Source organism: Streptomyces sp. NPDC031479 (assembly GCF_055581065.1).
In genome coordinates, this window is sequence record NZ_JBVIKC010000026.1 from 91864 (window position 1) to 107654 (window position 15791).

Annotated in this window: 14 protein-coding genes and 1 pseudogene; 6 read left to right on the forward strand and 9 right to left on the reverse strand. The window is 67.6% G+C overall.

Annotated features, from left to right (window positions below; genetic code table 11):
• Positions 1–82: 82 nt before the first annotated feature.
• Positions 83–2935, reverse strand: a complete 2853-nt coding sequence (locus ACZ5D2_RS25985; RefSeq protein WP_468932452.1) for an ATP-binding protein — start codon at positions 2933–2935, stop codon at positions 83–85.
• 563 nt (positions 2936–3498) lie between these two features.
• Between ACZ5D2_RS25985 and ACZ5D2_RS25990 the strand changes: the two genes are divergently transcribed.
• Positions 3499–4737, forward strand: coding sequence for an IS110 family RNA-guided transposase (locus ACZ5D2_RS25990; RefSeq protein WP_468932455.1), 1239 nt, complete (start codon positions 3499–3501; stop codon positions 4735–4737).
• A gap of 55 nt (positions 4738–4792) precedes the next feature.
• Here ACZ5D2_RS25990 and ACZ5D2_RS25995 read toward each other — a convergent pair whose 3' ends face one another.
• Positions 4793–5500, reverse strand: coding sequence for a hypothetical protein (locus ACZ5D2_RS25995; protein ID WP_468932458.1), 708 nt, complete (start codon positions 5498–5500; stop codon positions 4793–4795).
• Between the two features lie 202 nt (positions 5501–5702).
• Here ACZ5D2_RS25995 and ACZ5D2_RS26000 point away from each other — a divergent pair, with 202 nt between their 5' ends.
• The gene (locus tag ACZ5D2_RS26000) at positions 5703–6422 is read left to right on the forward strand and encodes an HNH endonuclease family protein (RefSeq protein WP_468932496.1); all 720 of its coding nucleotides are present in this window, start codon (positions 5703–5705) and stop codon (positions 6420–6422) included.
• A 115-nt stretch (positions 6423–6537) separates the two neighbouring features.
• On the opposite strand, the gene ACZ5D2_RS26005 is transcribed toward ACZ5D2_RS26000, so the two are convergent.
• Positions 6538–7203 carry a hypothetical protein gene (locus ACZ5D2_RS26005; protein WP_468932461.1) on the reverse strand — a complete coding sequence of 222 codons (666 nt, stop codon included), beginning with the start codon at positions 7201–7203 and terminating at the stop codon, positions 6538–6540.
• A 732-nt stretch (positions 7204–7935) separates the two neighbouring features.
• Between ACZ5D2_RS26005 and ACZ5D2_RS26010 the strand changes: the two genes are divergently transcribed.
• Both ACZ5D2_RS26010 and ACZ5D2_RS26015 read left to right on the forward strand, forming a co-directional pair.
• Positions 7936–8166 (forward strand): DUF397 domain-containing protein, encoded by a 231-nt coding sequence (locus ACZ5D2_RS26010; protein WP_455753848.1) that lies wholly within the window; start codon positions 7936–7938, stop codon positions 8164–8166.
• A 112-nt stretch (positions 8167–8278) separates the two neighbouring features.
• Positions 8279–9214: a helix-turn-helix domain-containing protein gene (locus ACZ5D2_RS26015; RefSeq protein ID WP_468932499.1), complete on the forward strand. Its 936-nt coding sequence runs from the start codon at positions 8279–8281 to the stop codon at positions 9212–9214.
• Here the strand turns inward: ACZ5D2_RS26015 and ACZ5D2_RS26020 are convergent.
• The 4 genes from ACZ5D2_RS26020 to ACZ5D2_RS26035 all read right to left on the reverse strand — a co-directional run bounded on the left by ACZ5D2_RS26020 (position 9211) and on the right by ACZ5D2_RS26035 (position 12484).
• Positions 9211–9999 carry an SAM-dependent methyltransferase gene (locus ACZ5D2_RS26020; protein WP_468932464.1) on the reverse strand — a complete coding sequence of 263 codons (789 nt, stop codon included), beginning with the start codon at positions 9997–9999 and terminating at the stop codon, positions 9211–9213. The genes ACZ5D2_RS26015 and ACZ5D2_RS26020 overlap by 4 nt on opposite strands.
• A gap of 234 nt (positions 10000–10233) precedes the next feature.
• Positions 10234–10719: a hypothetical protein gene (locus ACZ5D2_RS26025; protein ID WP_468932467.1), complete on the reverse strand. Its 486-nt coding sequence runs from the start codon at positions 10717–10719 to the stop codon at positions 10234–10236.
• A gap of 187 nt (positions 10720–10906) precedes the next feature.
• Positions 10907–11164, reverse strand: a complete 258-nt coding sequence (locus tag ACZ5D2_RS26030) for a hypothetical protein (RefSeq protein ID WP_468932470.1) — start codon at positions 11162–11164, stop codon at positions 10907–10909.
• A 546-nt stretch (positions 11165–11710) separates the two neighbouring features.
• Positions 11711–12484, reverse strand: coding sequence for a transposase (locus tag ACZ5D2_RS26035; RefSeq protein ID WP_468932472.1), 774 nt, complete (start codon positions 12482–12484; stop codon positions 11711–11713).
• Positions 12485–12580: 96 nt separating this feature from the next.
• Between ACZ5D2_RS26035 and ACZ5D2_RS26040 the strand changes: the two genes are divergently transcribed.
• Together ACZ5D2_RS26040 and ACZ5D2_RS26045 are read left to right on the forward strand one after the other, a co-directional pair.
• Positions 12581–12961 carry a DUF6221 family protein gene (locus tag ACZ5D2_RS26040; protein WP_468932475.1) on the forward strand — a complete coding sequence of 127 codons (381 nt, stop codon included), beginning with the start codon at positions 12581–12583 and terminating at the stop codon, positions 12959–12961.
• Positions 12962–13131: 170 nt separating this feature from the next.
• On the forward strand, positions 13132–14589 hold the full coding sequence (locus tag ACZ5D2_RS26045; RefSeq protein WP_468932502.1) for an NF041680 family putative transposase: 1458 nt from the start codon (positions 13132–13134) through the stop codon (positions 14587–14589).
• 124 nt (positions 14590–14713) lie between these two features.
• On the opposite strand, the pseudogene ACZ5D2_RS26050 reads toward ACZ5D2_RS26045, so the two are convergent.
• Together ACZ5D2_RS26050 and ACZ5D2_RS26055 are read right to left on the reverse strand one after the other, a co-directional pair.
• Positions 14714–15065: pseudogene (locus ACZ5D2_RS26050) on the reverse strand (transposase); the annotation flags it as partial.
• A 145-nt stretch (positions 15066–15210) separates the two neighbouring features.
• Complete coding sequence (locus ACZ5D2_RS26055) at positions 15211–15507, reverse strand: hypothetical protein (protein WP_468932478.1); 297 nt, start codon at positions 15505–15507, stop codon at positions 15211–15213.
• Between the last annotated feature and the right edge of the window lie 284 nt (positions 15508–15791).

The following is a 15791-nucleotide window of genomic DNA, read 5'->3' on the forward strand; positions in this document are numbered from 1 at the left end:
GCCTACGAGGTCCAAGACCAGCAGGTATCCGCCCCCGTACACGAAACCGACGCCCTGCTTGGCCCGCGACCGCCAAAGTCCTTCAAGATGCTCTAGCGACGACGGCCGCGTGTCGCACGCTGGCGCGGACATCGTCGGCGAGCCGCTCCAGCACTTCCGGTACCACCGGGTCGATAGGTCCCTCCTTCATGCGAAGCTCAGCGACCTCGGCCAATGTCCGGCGGACAGTGTGGTCGTTGTCTTCAGCGAGTCGGCGGATGGTTCGGGGGTGCTGACCCGCATGGGACACGGCGAGAAAGACGCCAGCCTGACGGACAGTCCTGTTGTGATGTGTGACCAGCAGCGCGGGGTCAACACTGAGCGCGATCTGCGGCGGCAGGTACGCGAGAACACGGGCTGCGTCTCCAACGTCCGAGGGAACGTCGGTACGGAGCAAGGCGATGGCGTTCTCCCGCACCCAGTGGTGCTCGTCATCGAGCTCCGCAGCAAGGAGCGCCAACTCCAGGGCCGGCCCGCGCAAGGACGCCGTGCCGAAGGAGATGCGGGCCCAGCTGGGTGGGTGAGGGGTACCTGTCATTTCGCTGTCGAGATGACTGCCATCCTGCTCGCCCAGGACGAAGGACTCAGCCTGGTGGTAGATGGCTGTCCTATCGGCCTGCGGCAGGTCCGTGATCAGGTTGCGGAGGCCGTTCAGGGCACTGCGTCGGGCGTCGGCGATCTCGCGCCTGTCCAAGGCGATTTCCATGAGTCTGTAGGCACTGCGTTGGCGACTCGACTCGTCGAGCTGGCAAACCAGGAGTGCGTCGTTCGCCAGCTGATCGCCGATGGTGGTGTTGTGCGGGTCGGGCGCGGGTCGGGACACGATGCGGTCCAGGGCCTCCAGGGCAGCGGCCCGCACGGTGGGGTGGTCGGCGACCACCTGGCTCAAGGCGAGGGCGGCTGGGTACTTGTTGTCCTCGGCGAGGGTGGCAAGTGTGGCGAGCCGTGTTCGGCAGGCCGTCTGCTCGGCTGCCGTCAGCGGGGACGATGGCTCGGTGAAGATCCGAACCCACCGGCTCTCGCCGAGCGCCTCCCAAGCGTCGTAGATACCTTGCTCAGCCTCGTCGAGCAGCTTGGTGACGGCTCGAAGGGCAAGGCTCGGGTGCCGGTACGCGATGGCGAACCAAGTTGCGCCTCGACCCGTCCGCTTGAGATCGACGAGGTCGGTGAGCACCTGACCGGCCTGCTCGGCCGTGCCCTGGGGGGCGAGGGTACAGGCGCTACTGAGGACTTGATGTAGAAGGTGTCGGAGAGGAGATTCAGCCAGATCCCCGGACAGCAGCCGTCGAGCCATGTCGATGAGTTCACCGAGGAGAGCGATGGCAGCATCGTCATCCAGGAGGTCTGCCTGTGCTTCCAGCTGTGCTGCTCGTGCACGGGAGACCCGCCAAGGCACGCCTTGGAGAGGCCCGAGAGGAAGCAGCGTGTCGCCAGAGGCGGCAGCAAGCTTCTTAGCCGCCTCGACCTCTCCCGCTCGCTGATAGTAGATCGCCGCAAGCCCGGCTTCGGTGTTGTCCCGGTACAGGTCAGCCAGAAAGCGCAGTGCCTCCAGTTCTCCCGTCCAGTCCCCTGTCACCACGGTGTCGACGAGCCAACGCTGCGCGGCGGCGATGGCCTCCCGAGGCTTTTGCCGCACCAGTGCGGACATAGCCTGCTCCCGGGGTTGGCGGGACCGGACAAGAAGGCGACCCGTGCCGGTTCCGCGGAGTGCCTGTGCGAGTCGATGCTCGTCGTCGATGTCGCCCGCCAACGGGCCGTACCAGACGTTGATGCTCCTGATGCTGTAAAGCCAGTCCGCAGCATCCTGTGGCAAGTCGGCACGGATGCCGGCATTGACGGCATCGCGGTACGCCTCGACGGCGGCTTCGGCTTCTCCTTCTTCAGCGAGCCGCCGACCCTCCCGTGCGAAGACCATCGCCGCCGCGCGGTCCGTCACGCGGTGGCGGCGCGCCCGCTGGTGCAGTGCGCGGCGTTCGGAAGGGTCGTAGTGGGAACGGATGAGACGGAGTCGTAGCAGTGCCTGGTCCACGTCGTTGCCACGTTCCTCCAAGGCGTCGATGGCTTCCGATACGAGCCCGTCGAGCTCACGAACCGAGTTTGGATCGAAGGCCAGTGCCTGCTCTGCGAGCAGGAGAATTAGTACGGGACGAAACTCGGGATCCCGCTCGGCAGAACTCGCCGAAAGGACCTCACGAAGGCTGTCCAACTCGCCCAGCGGGTGGAGCAGGCTGTCCGTGGTGGCTTGCAGTAGTTTCGCGATCCGCTCTGCCCTGTCTGCTCGCGGTTCCCCGGCTTCGGTGATCTTGAGCGCCAACCTCGCGATGTCTCTGGCCAGGGACCGGGCTTGGTCGTAGTCTCCGGCGATCAAGGACGCGACGGCGAGATCGCCTGCCATCACCACGGCCGCGACAATGTGCCCAGCGGCTTGCAGGGCGGCCATCTGCTTGCGCTGCATCACAGCTGCGTGCCCGTGAAAGCCGGTGCCGTGCAGGTTGAAGGCGATCTCTCCGTAGATACCGGAGGCCTGTTCGGGGTCTGTCGGCAGGAGTCTGTCAGCCTGGCGGAGGAGGGTGGCGAGCACCTCGGTGTTCAGCGGCCCGACGAGAATCAGCTCTGCCTGCTTCTGACGGTCAACATGGGTCGGGAGCGCGGTCCAGGATGTCCCGGCCGCCGCAGGTGCGGAAGCGTGGTAGTGGTACTCGGTCGTCGTGCGGGTCTCGTGCTTGTCGCCACTGACAACATCGCCATCGACGGTCAACTGGTTCCCGTCTCCTGTGATGCCCACCCCCACATCGGCACCCGCCGAGATGCCGCGATCCCCCGGGGGCACACTCGCGACCTTCCCGGCGTCCCTGCCGCCGTCCTCACCTCGCGAGCGCGACCACTTGCTGTTCATCGCTGAATCTTCCCCCACCCGCGACAGTTTCGTCCAAGGCTCCGTTGCCGAGGCCCCTCATCAGAGGCCACCGCAGCCGTGCTTCGAATCGATGCCGCAGGGTGCACGGGCGGCCCCGGTCCGCGTGAGAGCGCAGGCTCGATTCTAATTCGTTCCTAGCAGCCCTGGTCCGCTCAACGGGCCCGAGTGTTGCTCCAGCGTCGAGAGGCTGACTCGACGTTTGGCTTGGTGACGGCCGGCCGGATTCGGGCGGAGATCTTGGTCGTTTCGGGTCCATGAGGCCTTACCGCAGAGCGGGTCACGTTGATCTGGCCGGTCGTCATCACTCGGCCCGCGTTCACTCGTTGGTGTTTGTGGTGCGAGCCCGTCGCACGGTGACCTCTTGATCTGTCCGAGCCTGTCGAGCTCCCACGGTTGACCGAGGCCCGCGCGGTGCGCTGGTGTCACGAACAGCTAGTGAGGTGGCGGTCCGGCCTTCGTGGCCGAGGCCTGGAATTAGAACGCTGCGTGGCCCGCATGCGCTCGTGACCAGCGCAAAAATCGAGCCTTTCGGGGGGGACCCTTTGATCTACTGCGGAATCGACTGGGCCGAGAAGCACCACGACGTCGTGCTGATCGACGAGTCCGGGCAACTGCTGGCCAAGCGGCGCATCACTGACGACGCAGCCGGCTACCAGGTACTGATGGGCGTGCTCGCCGAGTACGAGGACACACTGGATGAGCCCATCCCTATCGCGATCGAGACCAACCGCGGGCTACTCGTCGCCGTCCTGCGGACAGGAGCTCGACAGGTCTACGCGATCAACCCGCTGGCCGCCGCTCGCTACCGGGACCGCCACGCCGTGTCCAGGAAGAAGTCCGACCTCGGCGACGCCCTCGTCCTGGCGAACGTCCTCCGTACGGACCGACACGCCCACCGGCCGCTGCCCGAGGACTCCGACCAGGCCCGCGCCGTCGCCGTACTCGCCCGAGCCCAGCAAGACGCCACGTGGAATCGCCAGCAGGTCGGCAACCAGCTCCGTTCCCTGCTCCGCGAGTTCTACCCGGCCGCTCTGGCTGCCGTCGCGCACTGGAAGAACGGCCTGTGCAGGCCGGAGTCCCTCGCCCTACTCAAGGCCGCGCCGACCCCTGCCGACGCCGCCCGCCTGACCCGCCCCCAGATCGCCGCAGCTCTCCGCGGTGCTGGCCGCCAACGGGGAATCGAGGCCGAGACCGAGCGGCTCCGGGAGATCTTCCGAGCCGAGTGGGCTCACCATCCGCCGCTCGTGGAGAAGGCCCTGGGCCAGCAGACGCTCGCACTCCTCGCCCTGCTGGAAGCCGCCTGCACCGCCGTGGACGACCTCGCCCAAGCCGTGGAGGAGGCCTTCCTCCAACACGAGGACGCGGAGATCATCCTGAGCTTCCCGGGACTCGGAGCTCAGCTCGGAGCCCGTGTGCTGGCCGAGCTCGGCGACGACAGGAACCGGTTCGCCGATGCCCGCGGGCTGAAGGCCTACGCCGGATCCTCACCCATCACCAGAGCCTCAGGCAAGAAGTCCAGCATCACCCGCCGCCGAATCAAGAACGACAGGCTCAACCACGCCGGTTACCTCTGGGCCTTCTCAGCCCTGCGCGCCTCACCCGGCGCCATGGCCCGCTACCGCCACCGCCGCGACGAACGCGGAGACTGGCACGCCTCCGCGCTGCGCAACGTCTTCAACAGCCTGATCGGACAGCTCCACCACTGCCTTCAACGCCGCGAACTGTTCGACGAGCAGGCAGCCTTCTCAACCACGGCGGTGCAGGCCGCGCAGGCAGCGTGAGAGCAACGTGATCCAACCGGCGGCGATGGGAGAGAGGAACAGGTACAACGCGGCGCTACCGCAGCACCGGGCGGTTGGAGGCCGCGTACTCATCCGCAATGGTGAAGACACTGGCACATCTCGGGCACTCAGCCTTCCCGAAGAGATGGGCGACGCCGTCGGCGAGTACATCCTCTCCATCGCGGACAGCGACCTCGTGCATCCATCGGCCGACGCCTGACAGCTCCTCAACCGGCGTCGGCCGTAGGTCACGCCGGTCCACGTCGCCTAGGTGCCAATCCCGGATCGCCGAGTAGCGCCCGTAGTCGCCGATGGCGATCGTCACCTCCACGGCACAGTGGGGGCAGGCCACGAGGTAGAAGTCGTCTGTGAAGTCTCCCAGGACGTTGGCCCAGTGGAACTGCTCCTCGACCGCGAGCAGTGCGCGGAAGGTCACCAGGTAGTCGGCCGGCCGCGACTGCAGGTGCTGGTCCAGGAGCGCGCCGAACTCAGCGACTACCTCGGCGCTGTCTGCCAGGAATTCGTCACCGCCGTGGTGTCCTGCCAGGCGCTCCATGATCTCTCCGGCCAGGTGTCGGGCCTCAGCGCTCCTCGAGGCGAGGCGCATCAGCCGAGGCAGAGCGGCGATGCCAGCGAGCGAGACGAGGTCGTGCTCCAGGATCAGCCGGTATCCCAGCTCCGTCCATGCTTCCGCATCGTTCTCACGTTCCACTCGGTCCAGGAGCTCGGGGACGCGAGCGGTTTCGGACTGCCAGTCGTACATCAGTGCCCAGTTCACCACCCCGGCATTGAACCCTCCCGCGCGCTTTGAGGCGAACCCGAGCGCACCTCCGCTACAAAGAACCCTCGTCAACTTGACGCCTGGCTTCGTGAGGTGTCTGCGGTGAATCCGGCCGCCCGCATGGGTGGTTGTCCACCGAGAGCCTGTCGGGGCAGGGGCCAGGTCCGCTAGACCCGCCTGTGTGATCAAGAACCTGGTGCTGCGCGGTCTGCCCGCGCTCGCTCTATGCGCCCTCCCCCTTCTCGCCACCACCCCCGTCGCGCACGCCGCCACCTCAACCGACCCGGCGTCCGCCGGTGCGGCTGCGGCGGGCCCGGCCGGGGTGCGTGCTCCGCTGCCCCTGTTCGAGGCGATCGACCGGTTGCCCGTGGCCGTCGAACACCGCGAGGGCTACAAGCGGGACCTGTACAAGCACTGGAACAAGGGCCTGAACGCCGGAGATGGCTGCGACACTCGCAAGGAGGTCATCCTCGCCGAGGCCGTCGGAGCACCTCAGGTCACGGCCGGCTGCAAGCTGACCGGTGGCTCTTGGCACAGCGCCTACGACAACGTGGTCGTTACGGACGCGGCCCGGCTCGATGTTGATCATTTTGTACCGTTGGCGGAGGTGTACGACTCGGAGCAGACGCCGTGGTCGGCGGCGCGCAGGGAGGCGTACGCGAACGACCAGGCGTCCCCGGACACGTTGATCGCGGTCTCAGCCGCGTCGAACAGGAGCAAGTCCGACAAGGACCCGGCCGAGTGGCTGCCCTCGGACGGTTCCTACCACTGCACCTACGCCGCGACGTGGGTCGGTACCAAGCTCCGCTGGGACCTGGCCGTCGATGAGAACGAGCGCCAGGCTCTCCTCGGCCTCGCCGAGGACTGCCCAACCACCACGGTCGTCTACGAGCCCGCCCCGTAGCCATTGGCTCATGAAGCGGGCAGGCCCGGGTGGCGCCCTCGGCGCAGCCGAGAACGCCACCCGGAGAGGGGGCCGCGGTCGCCTACATCCGCCCCCGCCCGCAGGCGGCGGGTGGTCAGGCGTAGCGGCTCCAGCCTCCGTAGCGGGCCAGGAGGGTCCTGGAGTCGTCGAGGTTCAGTCCCAAGGCGGCGGCCACCGTTTCCGGGTCCAGCCCGCGGGCGTCGTGCGCGGCCCCGTGCGCGGTGCGTGCGGCGATGAGTTCCAGGGATCGGGCGGCTTTCAGCGCGGCGGTCGGTGCGTCCTGGCCGAGTCGTTCGATCGCTTCGGCGATGTCGCGGAGCTGGGCTTCCAGTTCAGGTGGCAAGGGGACGGTGGTGGCGTCGATGACGGTGATGTGCCGGTCCCAGTCGTCCTGGCACTCCCCGGCTGTCTCCCAGCCGTGCTCGCGGAAGGGCAGATCGCCGGCCGCCGTCCAGTCGACGAGTCGGGGATCGCCCTGCCAGCCGCACGAGCACTGCGCTTGCAGGGCGTGCGCCTGGGGGCGGTGCGGGTGGGTGCCGCCGTCGTAGACGGACCAGTGGCGGACCTCCCAGCCGAATCCGCCTGAGTTCGAGTCGAAGTACACCGGTTTGGGGCTGTCTCCGCCTTCCAGGAGCGTTCCCACTCGGCCCTCGTGCGACGTGCCGTACTCCTCGGACGTCCAGATCTCGTCCTTGTCCACCAGCGCCTCCCACACCACGCCATGGGCGGTGTCTCCGCCCCGGGTCAGACGATCCCGCACACGAGCGGCCGCCACAGGGGAATCGACCAAATCAGCCCCTTCCATGACCGCTTCAATGTGCGCACCTCTGAGATGGGACCGGACGCCCCGTCCGGGACCACCCGTGGAGGCACGGGTGGGACTGAGCTGGTTGATGCCCGCGCCCGTGTCCGTCCGGGCACCACGTTCGTACGCAGGTCGAACACGCTGCTCCGCCGCGAGTGCGCCGGCGACATCGGCCCACCCTGGTGTGCACGTGGGCGGGACGCCATGTACCGCGGGGCCGTGTTGTGGGGGACCCCCGGCGGGGTCTGGCCGACGAGGACGAACGCGGTGTCGCCCCCTGCGGTAAGCCGTGCGGTGGCGCCGGGCCAGGCGGCGGCCCAGCGGCCGGAGACCAGCGCCCCGAGCGTCCGGTGCAGCGGCCCGCGGCTGCTACCGCTGCGCGGCCGGTCGTGTGGTGGTGAGAGCGATCCGCCCCGCAATTTTTCTGGAATGTGTTCGGCCATGTTTTTGATGATCGAATTGCGGTGATCATGGCCAGAATGGCTCTCTTTTTGAACGATTAAGTGATCTGGGGGAACGCTCTTTCGGGGGACGGCGGTCATCCTTCGGGGCCGTTAGGCTCATCGCCGCCTGCAACTCCATGAAAATTTCATGGAGTGCACGCGGAGGGCGTCGAGCGCGGGTGCCCAGGCGGCGGCAGGCCGGGATTTTCGCTGGTAAGAGCTATCTGGAGGTCATGTGGAACAGGTGTACAGCAACGGCACGCGGGCGAGTTCCATCGGCGGAGCGGCTTGGACGAAGGCGCGCGCGAGTGACGCCACTAACAACTGCGTTGAAATTGCACGTGTGGCGAACGACGAGGTCGCGTTACGGAACTCGCGTTTCCCGGACGGTCCCGCTCTCGTGTTCACGCGGTCGGAGATGATCGCTTTCATCGCGGGTGCGCGGGCCGGGGAGTTTGACTCCATGACTGGCTGAGATTGTGTGGCCCCGGGTTGCGCAGCGCGCTTGCGGAGCTCCAGGATCACGGCAGCGTGTTTTCCGTGATCAAGGAGATGATGTGGGCGCTCGGCCCAGGCCGTTCGAGATCGTGGGAGGGAGGGGGCCGCACCGGACACCGGAGCCGGCCTCTTCCGCCCCGCCCATCCTGCGGAACCTGTTGGGGGCGGCGCTGCAGCGCCACCGCATGGACGCTGGTCTGACCCAGCCTCAGGTAGCGGCGCTGGGGGGTATCTCGTCGGCACCCAAGCTGTGCCGGATCGAGAAGGGGGCGTCGAACGTCCGGTTCGACGAGAGGGACATCACCAGGCTCCTGGATCTCTACGGGGTGCCGGACGGCGAGGACCGCGAGAGCGTGATCTCCCGCGTGCACCAGATCCTGGCGATCGGCAACCCGCGGCTCCCGGGCAGCAAGGGTGTGGCTGCGGCGTTCAACGAGCTGCGGTACGTGGAGGCAGTCGCTTCGAAGATCGTCAGTTTCGAAGGGAACAACATTCCCGGCCTCCTGCAGACCACCGCGTACATGAACGCGGTGTTCGCGGTGCCGTACCTCGGCCGGGGCACCGGGGACCACGGCGGTCTGCTGGAACAGCGCAGGGAAGTGCGCACGCAGCGGCAGCAGATCCTGGAGGGGAGCTCGGCTCCGGAGTTCACGGCGATCATCGATGAGACGGCGCTGCGCCGGCCCATCGGCGGGCGGGCGGTGATGCTGGAGCAGCTGCGGCGTATCTACGGCAGGTGTGAGAGGGGCGGGAACGTCCACGTGCGGGTGTTCCCGACCGAGGCGTGGGCTGAGTGCCCGCCGCTGACGACGGCCATGACCCTGCTGAAGCTGGCCGACCCTGAGGGTCCGCCGGAGATGCTGTATGTGGAGGCCATGAACGTCAGCGCGACGTGGGTGGAGGATCCGGTCAGCCTCGATGAGCACAAGGCCTCCCTGGAGGGAGTGTTCAAGCACTCCCTGACCAAGGCGGACACCATGAGGTTCCTGCAGGAGCGGATCGACGAGCTGGCCGGACCGCATTAGGGGATACGGGCGACGCCTCCGAACTCGATCCACTCCCGGGTCTGCTGCCGCGGGAAGAGGTCGGTATCCGGGCGCCAGGCGGAGACCTCCACCGGTTCGCCGTGCTCGACGAGTTCGAGGCCGTTGAAGAGGCGCCGTACCTCCTGTGTACTGCGGACCCGGCCCCACTGGTTGCCGGTGATCTCGCTCATGAACGCGGTGACATCGTCGCGCAGGGCCGGGTCGTCGCTCGCGAGCTGGGAGATGACCATGTAGCTGCCCGACGGCAGGCGCCGCGCGACGTCCTTCACCAGGCTCCAGGGGTCGTCGCTGTCGGGAATGCAGTGCAGGACGGAGACGAAGAGAGCGGCGACGGGCTGGCCGTCCATGAGGCTGCCGACTTCGGGCGTTGCGAAGATCTTGTCGGTGTGGCGGAAGTCGGCCTCTATCACCGCGGTGGTGTGCAGGTCCTCTTCCAGCATCACCCGCCCGTGGGCCAGGACCAGGGGGTCGTTGTCGATGTAGACGACGCGGGCCTGCGGGTGGGTCTCGCGGGCGACCTGGTGGACGTTGGGGCGGGTGGGAAGTCCCGAGCCGTGGTCGAGGAAGCGGCGGATCCCGGCCTCCTGGGCCAGGTAGCGGACGGCCCGTACGAGGAAGGCCCGGTTGATCCGGGCGAGTTCCCGTGTCGAAGGGGCCATCTCAAGGAGCTGGGCGCAGGCTTCCCGGTCGGACGGGTAGTTGTCCGTCCCGTCGATCAGATAGTCGTACATGCGGGCAACGCTGGGTTTGCTTACGTCGATCATTGAATAGGTCGGCCCCCAGGATGGTGCCGGTCCGTACTGCTACAGACCCGGCCGGCGACAGTGATCAGCCCATGCTAGGAGTGCATCCTGGCGCCGACCAGAGCCTCTCGCCCCTCGGAGTGATTCACGGGGGCGCATACCGGCCGCTCCCGTATCCCGCCGTCCGGCCCGGCGTGCGCCGGTGAATTCGGCTGCAGCCGTCAGACAGTGCATAAATGCATTTCTGAATATGCTTCAGGTCTTTTCCTTGTGCTCGCGCAGGGCGCGCAGCGCAGCGTTGTGGACCATGTCGAACTGCTGCGGCGCCAGGCCCATCGCCGCGGCCGCGGTCCGCCGCGGCAGCCCCAGACGGTTGTGGAGGATCACGGCATCGGCGTAGATCCGCGACAGGCCCCGCACCGCCTCGCGCCCTGGCCGGTCTTGGGCGTTGACGACACCGGTGAGCAGCAGCCAGGACACTGCCGCAGGTGCGGGGCAGGTCAGGGCGGAAGCCCACAGCGGGGCGAGCGCGCGGAGCGCGGCCCGTGCCGCCTCCTCCCCCAGGCGGTCACTGCCCAGACGGGCCGCCGCGTAGCGGGAGTACACAGGCCGGTGGGTGGTACAGAACGCCTCGTAGGCGACGCTGGCCAGGTCCCGGGAACACCTCGTCACCTCCGGGCGCCGCCGGCAGACGGGCACCAGGGCAGGCTGGCGGCTGTTCAGGAAAGGGCTGTCAGGCATCAGGTCCTCAGCCGGTCGTCATCGGCGGATGCGGGCAGGAAGGAGTGCCCCGTTGATGTCCGGATCCCGCCCCCCAGGGCAGTGCCGAGGGTGAGATCCCTGTCCCGCACGAGGCGCCCGGGAGGCTGCTCCGAGGCGAACGCGCGTAAGGGGGCGGCGCCGGCAGGGCCGGCGCCGCCGGGGCGGCTCAGGAACGCCGGATCCGGGTGAGGACCAGCGCGCTGCGGTCGGCCAGCGCCGCGGGCGCGACCATCAGGAGCACCTCCTGGGAAGCGGCCCCCTGAAGCACCGCCATGACCGCGGCGGCCGTCAGCGCGGAACCGAACCGGAGCACTACCGAAAGGATGCTCAAAGTCTCCGTTTGAGGCAGCCAGAAGGACGGAATGGTACTTTCTGGCGGCAGCAGATAGCGTCCCATGAATTTCCGGTACGTGCGTTCAATCATCGCTGTTCTCCTTAGGCAGGGGCGGCTGATCGGACGCACCGGGGCCCCGAGGGTTGCACCCCTCGGGGCCCGTCTTCATGTCTGGGTGCATGTCCGGGCCAGGAACTCGAACCGTAGCCACGGCGGGCTGCGCACACCACGAACGCCTCAGCCGTGAAACCGGAATCCGCAACCCCCGGTCCCGGGGCCCACAACCCCTGCACACACCCCAGCACAGCGCACTTGCAGCCCAGAAACGACAAATCCATCAACCCGTTGGTCAGATTATGAAACCAACGGGCCTCCGGGAGCCCGAGGAGCCCTCTGGGGAGGCATGCCGCATTCACTCGAACGGATTACATACCGCCAGTCAGGTGGCGCTGCACGCGCAATTTCACGGACCCACTGCTCTGACAGATCGGCCTTCCCGCCCTCCCGCCTTCCTGACCGCCTTGCCAACCGACGAAGAGCTCGTAACAGGATCTTGCTGAAGTGGCCTGGTAAGGGCTGTCCCGTAAATGATCTCTGACGCCTCGGGCGTGGTGGGCCGCCGTGCGGCCCGCTGGCCTATCCGGCGAGGGCGAGGTTGTGCATCCGTGCGATGCCGAGCATGGCGTGGTGGACGCCGACTCCTTTGAGGCGGCAGTCGCGGAGGATCTTCCAGGTCTTCATCCGGGCGAAGACGTGCTCGACGCGGGCGCGGACCTGCTTGTGGGACTTGTTGTGTTCTTCCTTCCAGGCCGGAGGTTCGTTCTGGCCACGCTGCCGACGGTGAGGGATGACGAGTCCGGTGCCGGGGTAGCCGCCGTCGGCGATCGTGAGGGTCTTGCCGACGGCGTCTTTGGCGCCGGATTCCTCCCATGCCTTGCAGTCGTTGCGGTTCCCGGCGGGCGGCCGGCCGACCACGACGACCAGGCGGGTGTCGGCGTCGATGACGGCCTGGTGGTTGGTGGAGTACCGGTAGTTTTTCGACCGCTCGGCGATCGTGTGGCCGCGGGTGGGAACCAGGGTGCCGTCCACGATGAGCACGGTGCCCTTGGCGAACCGCTTGCGGGGCTGGAGGGCGAGCATCGGCCCGAGGTTGTCGATGATCCGGTCCGCCGCCGACTTCGAGATCCCGAACAGCGGGGCGAGCTGGCGCATGGTCAGGTTCGTGCGCCAGTACGCCGCGACGAGCATGGTGCAGTCCTCCAGCCGAAGGCTCCACGGCGGCCGGCCCCTGCGGACCGCGTCCGCACCCTGGCGCCGCAGCACCGTCACCAACTTGCCGAAGGCGCGAGGGCTCAACCCGGAGAACAGGGCTATCCAGGACGGCTCGGACGCCGTGATCACACCAGCCACAGCAAGATCATTCCAGTTGTCGGGCCTGCCAGCCGGGCCCTGCCCACAGCATGGAAATCAGGCGACCGGGCCTCATGCATCGTTCAGGATGACCTCATGAGCCAAGACCTTGTGACGTTCCTCCACGCACGGCTGGACGAGGAGGCCGACCTGGCCCGGCGCAGCGACGGTGACGGCTGCGGAGAGTGGACCGCTCACGGGCACACGGTCGACTTCTGCCAAGGAGAACTCTCCGGCTTCCATCCCACGATGGCCCTGCACGTCGCGCTGCACGACCCCGCTCGTGTTCTGCGAGAGGTCGAAGGCAAGCGACGCGTGCTCTTCCGCCATGTGCTCAGTCCAGCCACCGGCGACCCCGAACTACCGTGGGACAACCGCGATGACTGCCAGTACGACGGCGAGACCTGGCCATGCGACGACCTGCTCGACCTCGCCTCACCCTACGCCGATCACCCCGCCTACCCGCGACTGCCCTGAGACGGAGATCGTTTGCGAGACAGCCCTTAGCTTGATCTTTAACCGTCGACGTCGAACGGCACGTCGAACTTGATCACTCGGTTCGGTAACCGCCGTACGCTGAAGCGGCCTTCGTCTGGATCATGTGCTCCGACCAAGGAAACACTCACATCCAGCACGAAGGCCGTGGGATGAGTCTGCTGCATCACGGTGCCCGGCAAGAGGCATTGCCGCAACTGTCACGCTTCCGTGGCGAGTTCTACGAGTGTCTGACTGCTCGTTCGGACGCGTTGTTCGAGCTGGCCGACGCGGTTCTGTGTGGCAACGGGCCAGTGAGGTCGCTGCCGGAGCTGTCCCTGGTTGGCGAACACCGTCGCGGGCATGGCGGCCTCTATGCCGCTGTGGCCCGGGGTGGGATGGACGCCGCCCGGCTGCGGCGCGCGCTGGCGGCGGTGCCGCTGCCGCGGGCTGCGGACGGCCGTCTGGTCCTAGCCGTGGACGTCACCTGCTGGCTGCGGCCCGATGCCCACACCTCACCGCAGCGGATCCTGTGCCACACCTACGGACGGGGCAAGGACCAGCACATCCCCGTCCCGGGCTGGCCGTACTCCATCGTCTGCGCGCTCGAGAGCGGTCGTAGTTCGTGGACCGCTCCCTTGGACGCACTCCGCCTCGCGCCGGGTGACGACGCCGCCACCGTGACCGCCGGCCAGCTACGCGAGCTGGTCGAACGACTCATCGCGGCGGGCCAGTGGCGCCAAGGCGACCTGGACATCCTCGTTGTCGCGGACGCCGGATACGACGCGCCCCGCCTGGCCCACCTCCTGCGGGACCTGCCGGTCCAGATCCTGGCCCGAATGCGATCGGACCGCGTCCTGCGCAGGCCCGCCCCACCGCGTCAGCCTCACACGATGGGCCGCCCGCCCCGGCACGGAGGCGAGTTCGTATTCGGCCAGGAAGACACCTGGGGCATCCCGGACACCGAGACCGTCACCGAAACCCGCCTCTACGGCACCGCCCGAGCACGCTCCTGGGACCGGCTCCACCCCAAACTCACCCACCGCTCCTCCTGGGCCACGGCCGAGGGAACCCTCCCGATCATCGAGGGGACCGTCATCCGCCTGGACATCGACCGCCTGCCCAGCGGAGCAACCCCCAAGCCGGTCTGGCTGTGGTGGTCCGCAACCGGCACCGACCCCGCCGGCGTCGACCGCCTGTGGCAGGCATACCTGCGGCGCTTCGACATCGAGCACACCTTCCGCCTGTTCAAGCAGACCCTCGGCTGGACCTGCCCGAAGATCCGCACACCCGAGGCGGCGGACCGGTGGACCTGGCTGATCCTGGCCGCCTACACCCAGCTCCGCCTCGCCCGGCCACTGGCGGCCGACCTGCGCCGGCCCTGGGAGAAGCCCGCCGCGGCCGACCGTCTCACCCCCGCCCGTGTCCGCCGCGACTTCCGGCACATCCGCCCGAGCACCGCCTGCCCAGCCGGTGCACCAAAACCCTCCCGTCCCGGTCCCGGGCGACCACCCGGCCGGAAGAACACCCAGCCCACACCCCGTCATGACGTGCACACAGTCCGCAAAACAGACGCCGCGAAACCGAAATCGAAGAAGCCCACGACCCCTCGCCCACGCCGCACAGGTTAAAGATCAAGTTAGACGATTAAGTCCGAAGTCTTCGGGCACATGAAGCGAGGGTCTCGTTGGTTCGTTTGTGACGACAAACTTGGAGACCCTCGCGACTGCACTGTACGTGAGGATCGATGGCCGTGACCCGTTTCGCGGCGTCCCGGCCGGTCGTGGAGCCGGGACCCCAGCAGCCGCACGGGATCTCTGGGTGTCCAAGACCACCAGAGTCGGGTCCTCTAATCGGGGGCCTTCTCACGGACCTGACGGCGCAGGAGCTCGTGAATCATCTGGTCCGTTCCGTCGTCCCGCCAGGCGGCGAAGTAGTAATACGTCGCGCTCTTCGGTGGCTGGTCCTTCGGGAGGTAGGACCACTGGCAGCCGGTCCGGCCCTGGTAGAGGATCGCGTTCACGATCCCCCGCATCGTGTAGGCGCCCTGATGGCCGATGACCGAGCGGTGCCGGCTCTTCCATGCCGTGATCACCGGCTCGATCAACGCCCACTGCCCGTCCGTCGGGTATGGCTTGTGTTCACTTACCTCATCACATCACCAGATCACCGATCGGTGGGTCGCGGGATTCGAACCACACCCACACCATCAGGCAACACCAGAACCACCCGAAAGATCACAAGCCGATGATTCAACCATTCAGGAGGTTGTAGAGGAGAGCAGCGATGAGGAGGTACGCCAGGTAGGCGGCGAGTGCCACGCCCAGCATCGCCAGGGCCTTGAGTGGCGTCTTGATCTGCTTGCGGGCGAGGGAGAGGTTGGCGAAGAGGCCGGCGGCTCCGATGGCGCCGCCTATCGCTCCGCCGATCGGCAGCAGGAGGATCGGCGCGATCGACAGCACGAGCTGCCACCAGGTGAGTCCGCGGAACTTGGCCCAGGGGTCCGGCTTGCCGGCTGCATTCTTGCCGAGGTCGGGGAGCTGCTGCATGGGCGGGGGACCTTCCTTCGTGTCGTGATGGTCGTGGGGCCGGGACGGCCGTAGCGGCGTTCGTCCCGGCCCGGGGGGCGAGTCGGCGTACATCCCGGCGGGTGGTTCCGATCGGGATGTACGCGTGGATGTCGGGCTATCCGAGGGTGCGGGCGGTGGCCCAGTCGTCTTCTTCGACGCGTCGGCCGTTGCCGATGGTGGTGCGGCCTCCGTTGTAGAGGTGGAGGGTGCCGTCGTTGCGGGTGAGGTAGAGGTCGGGGATGCCGTCGCCGTTGACGTCGGGG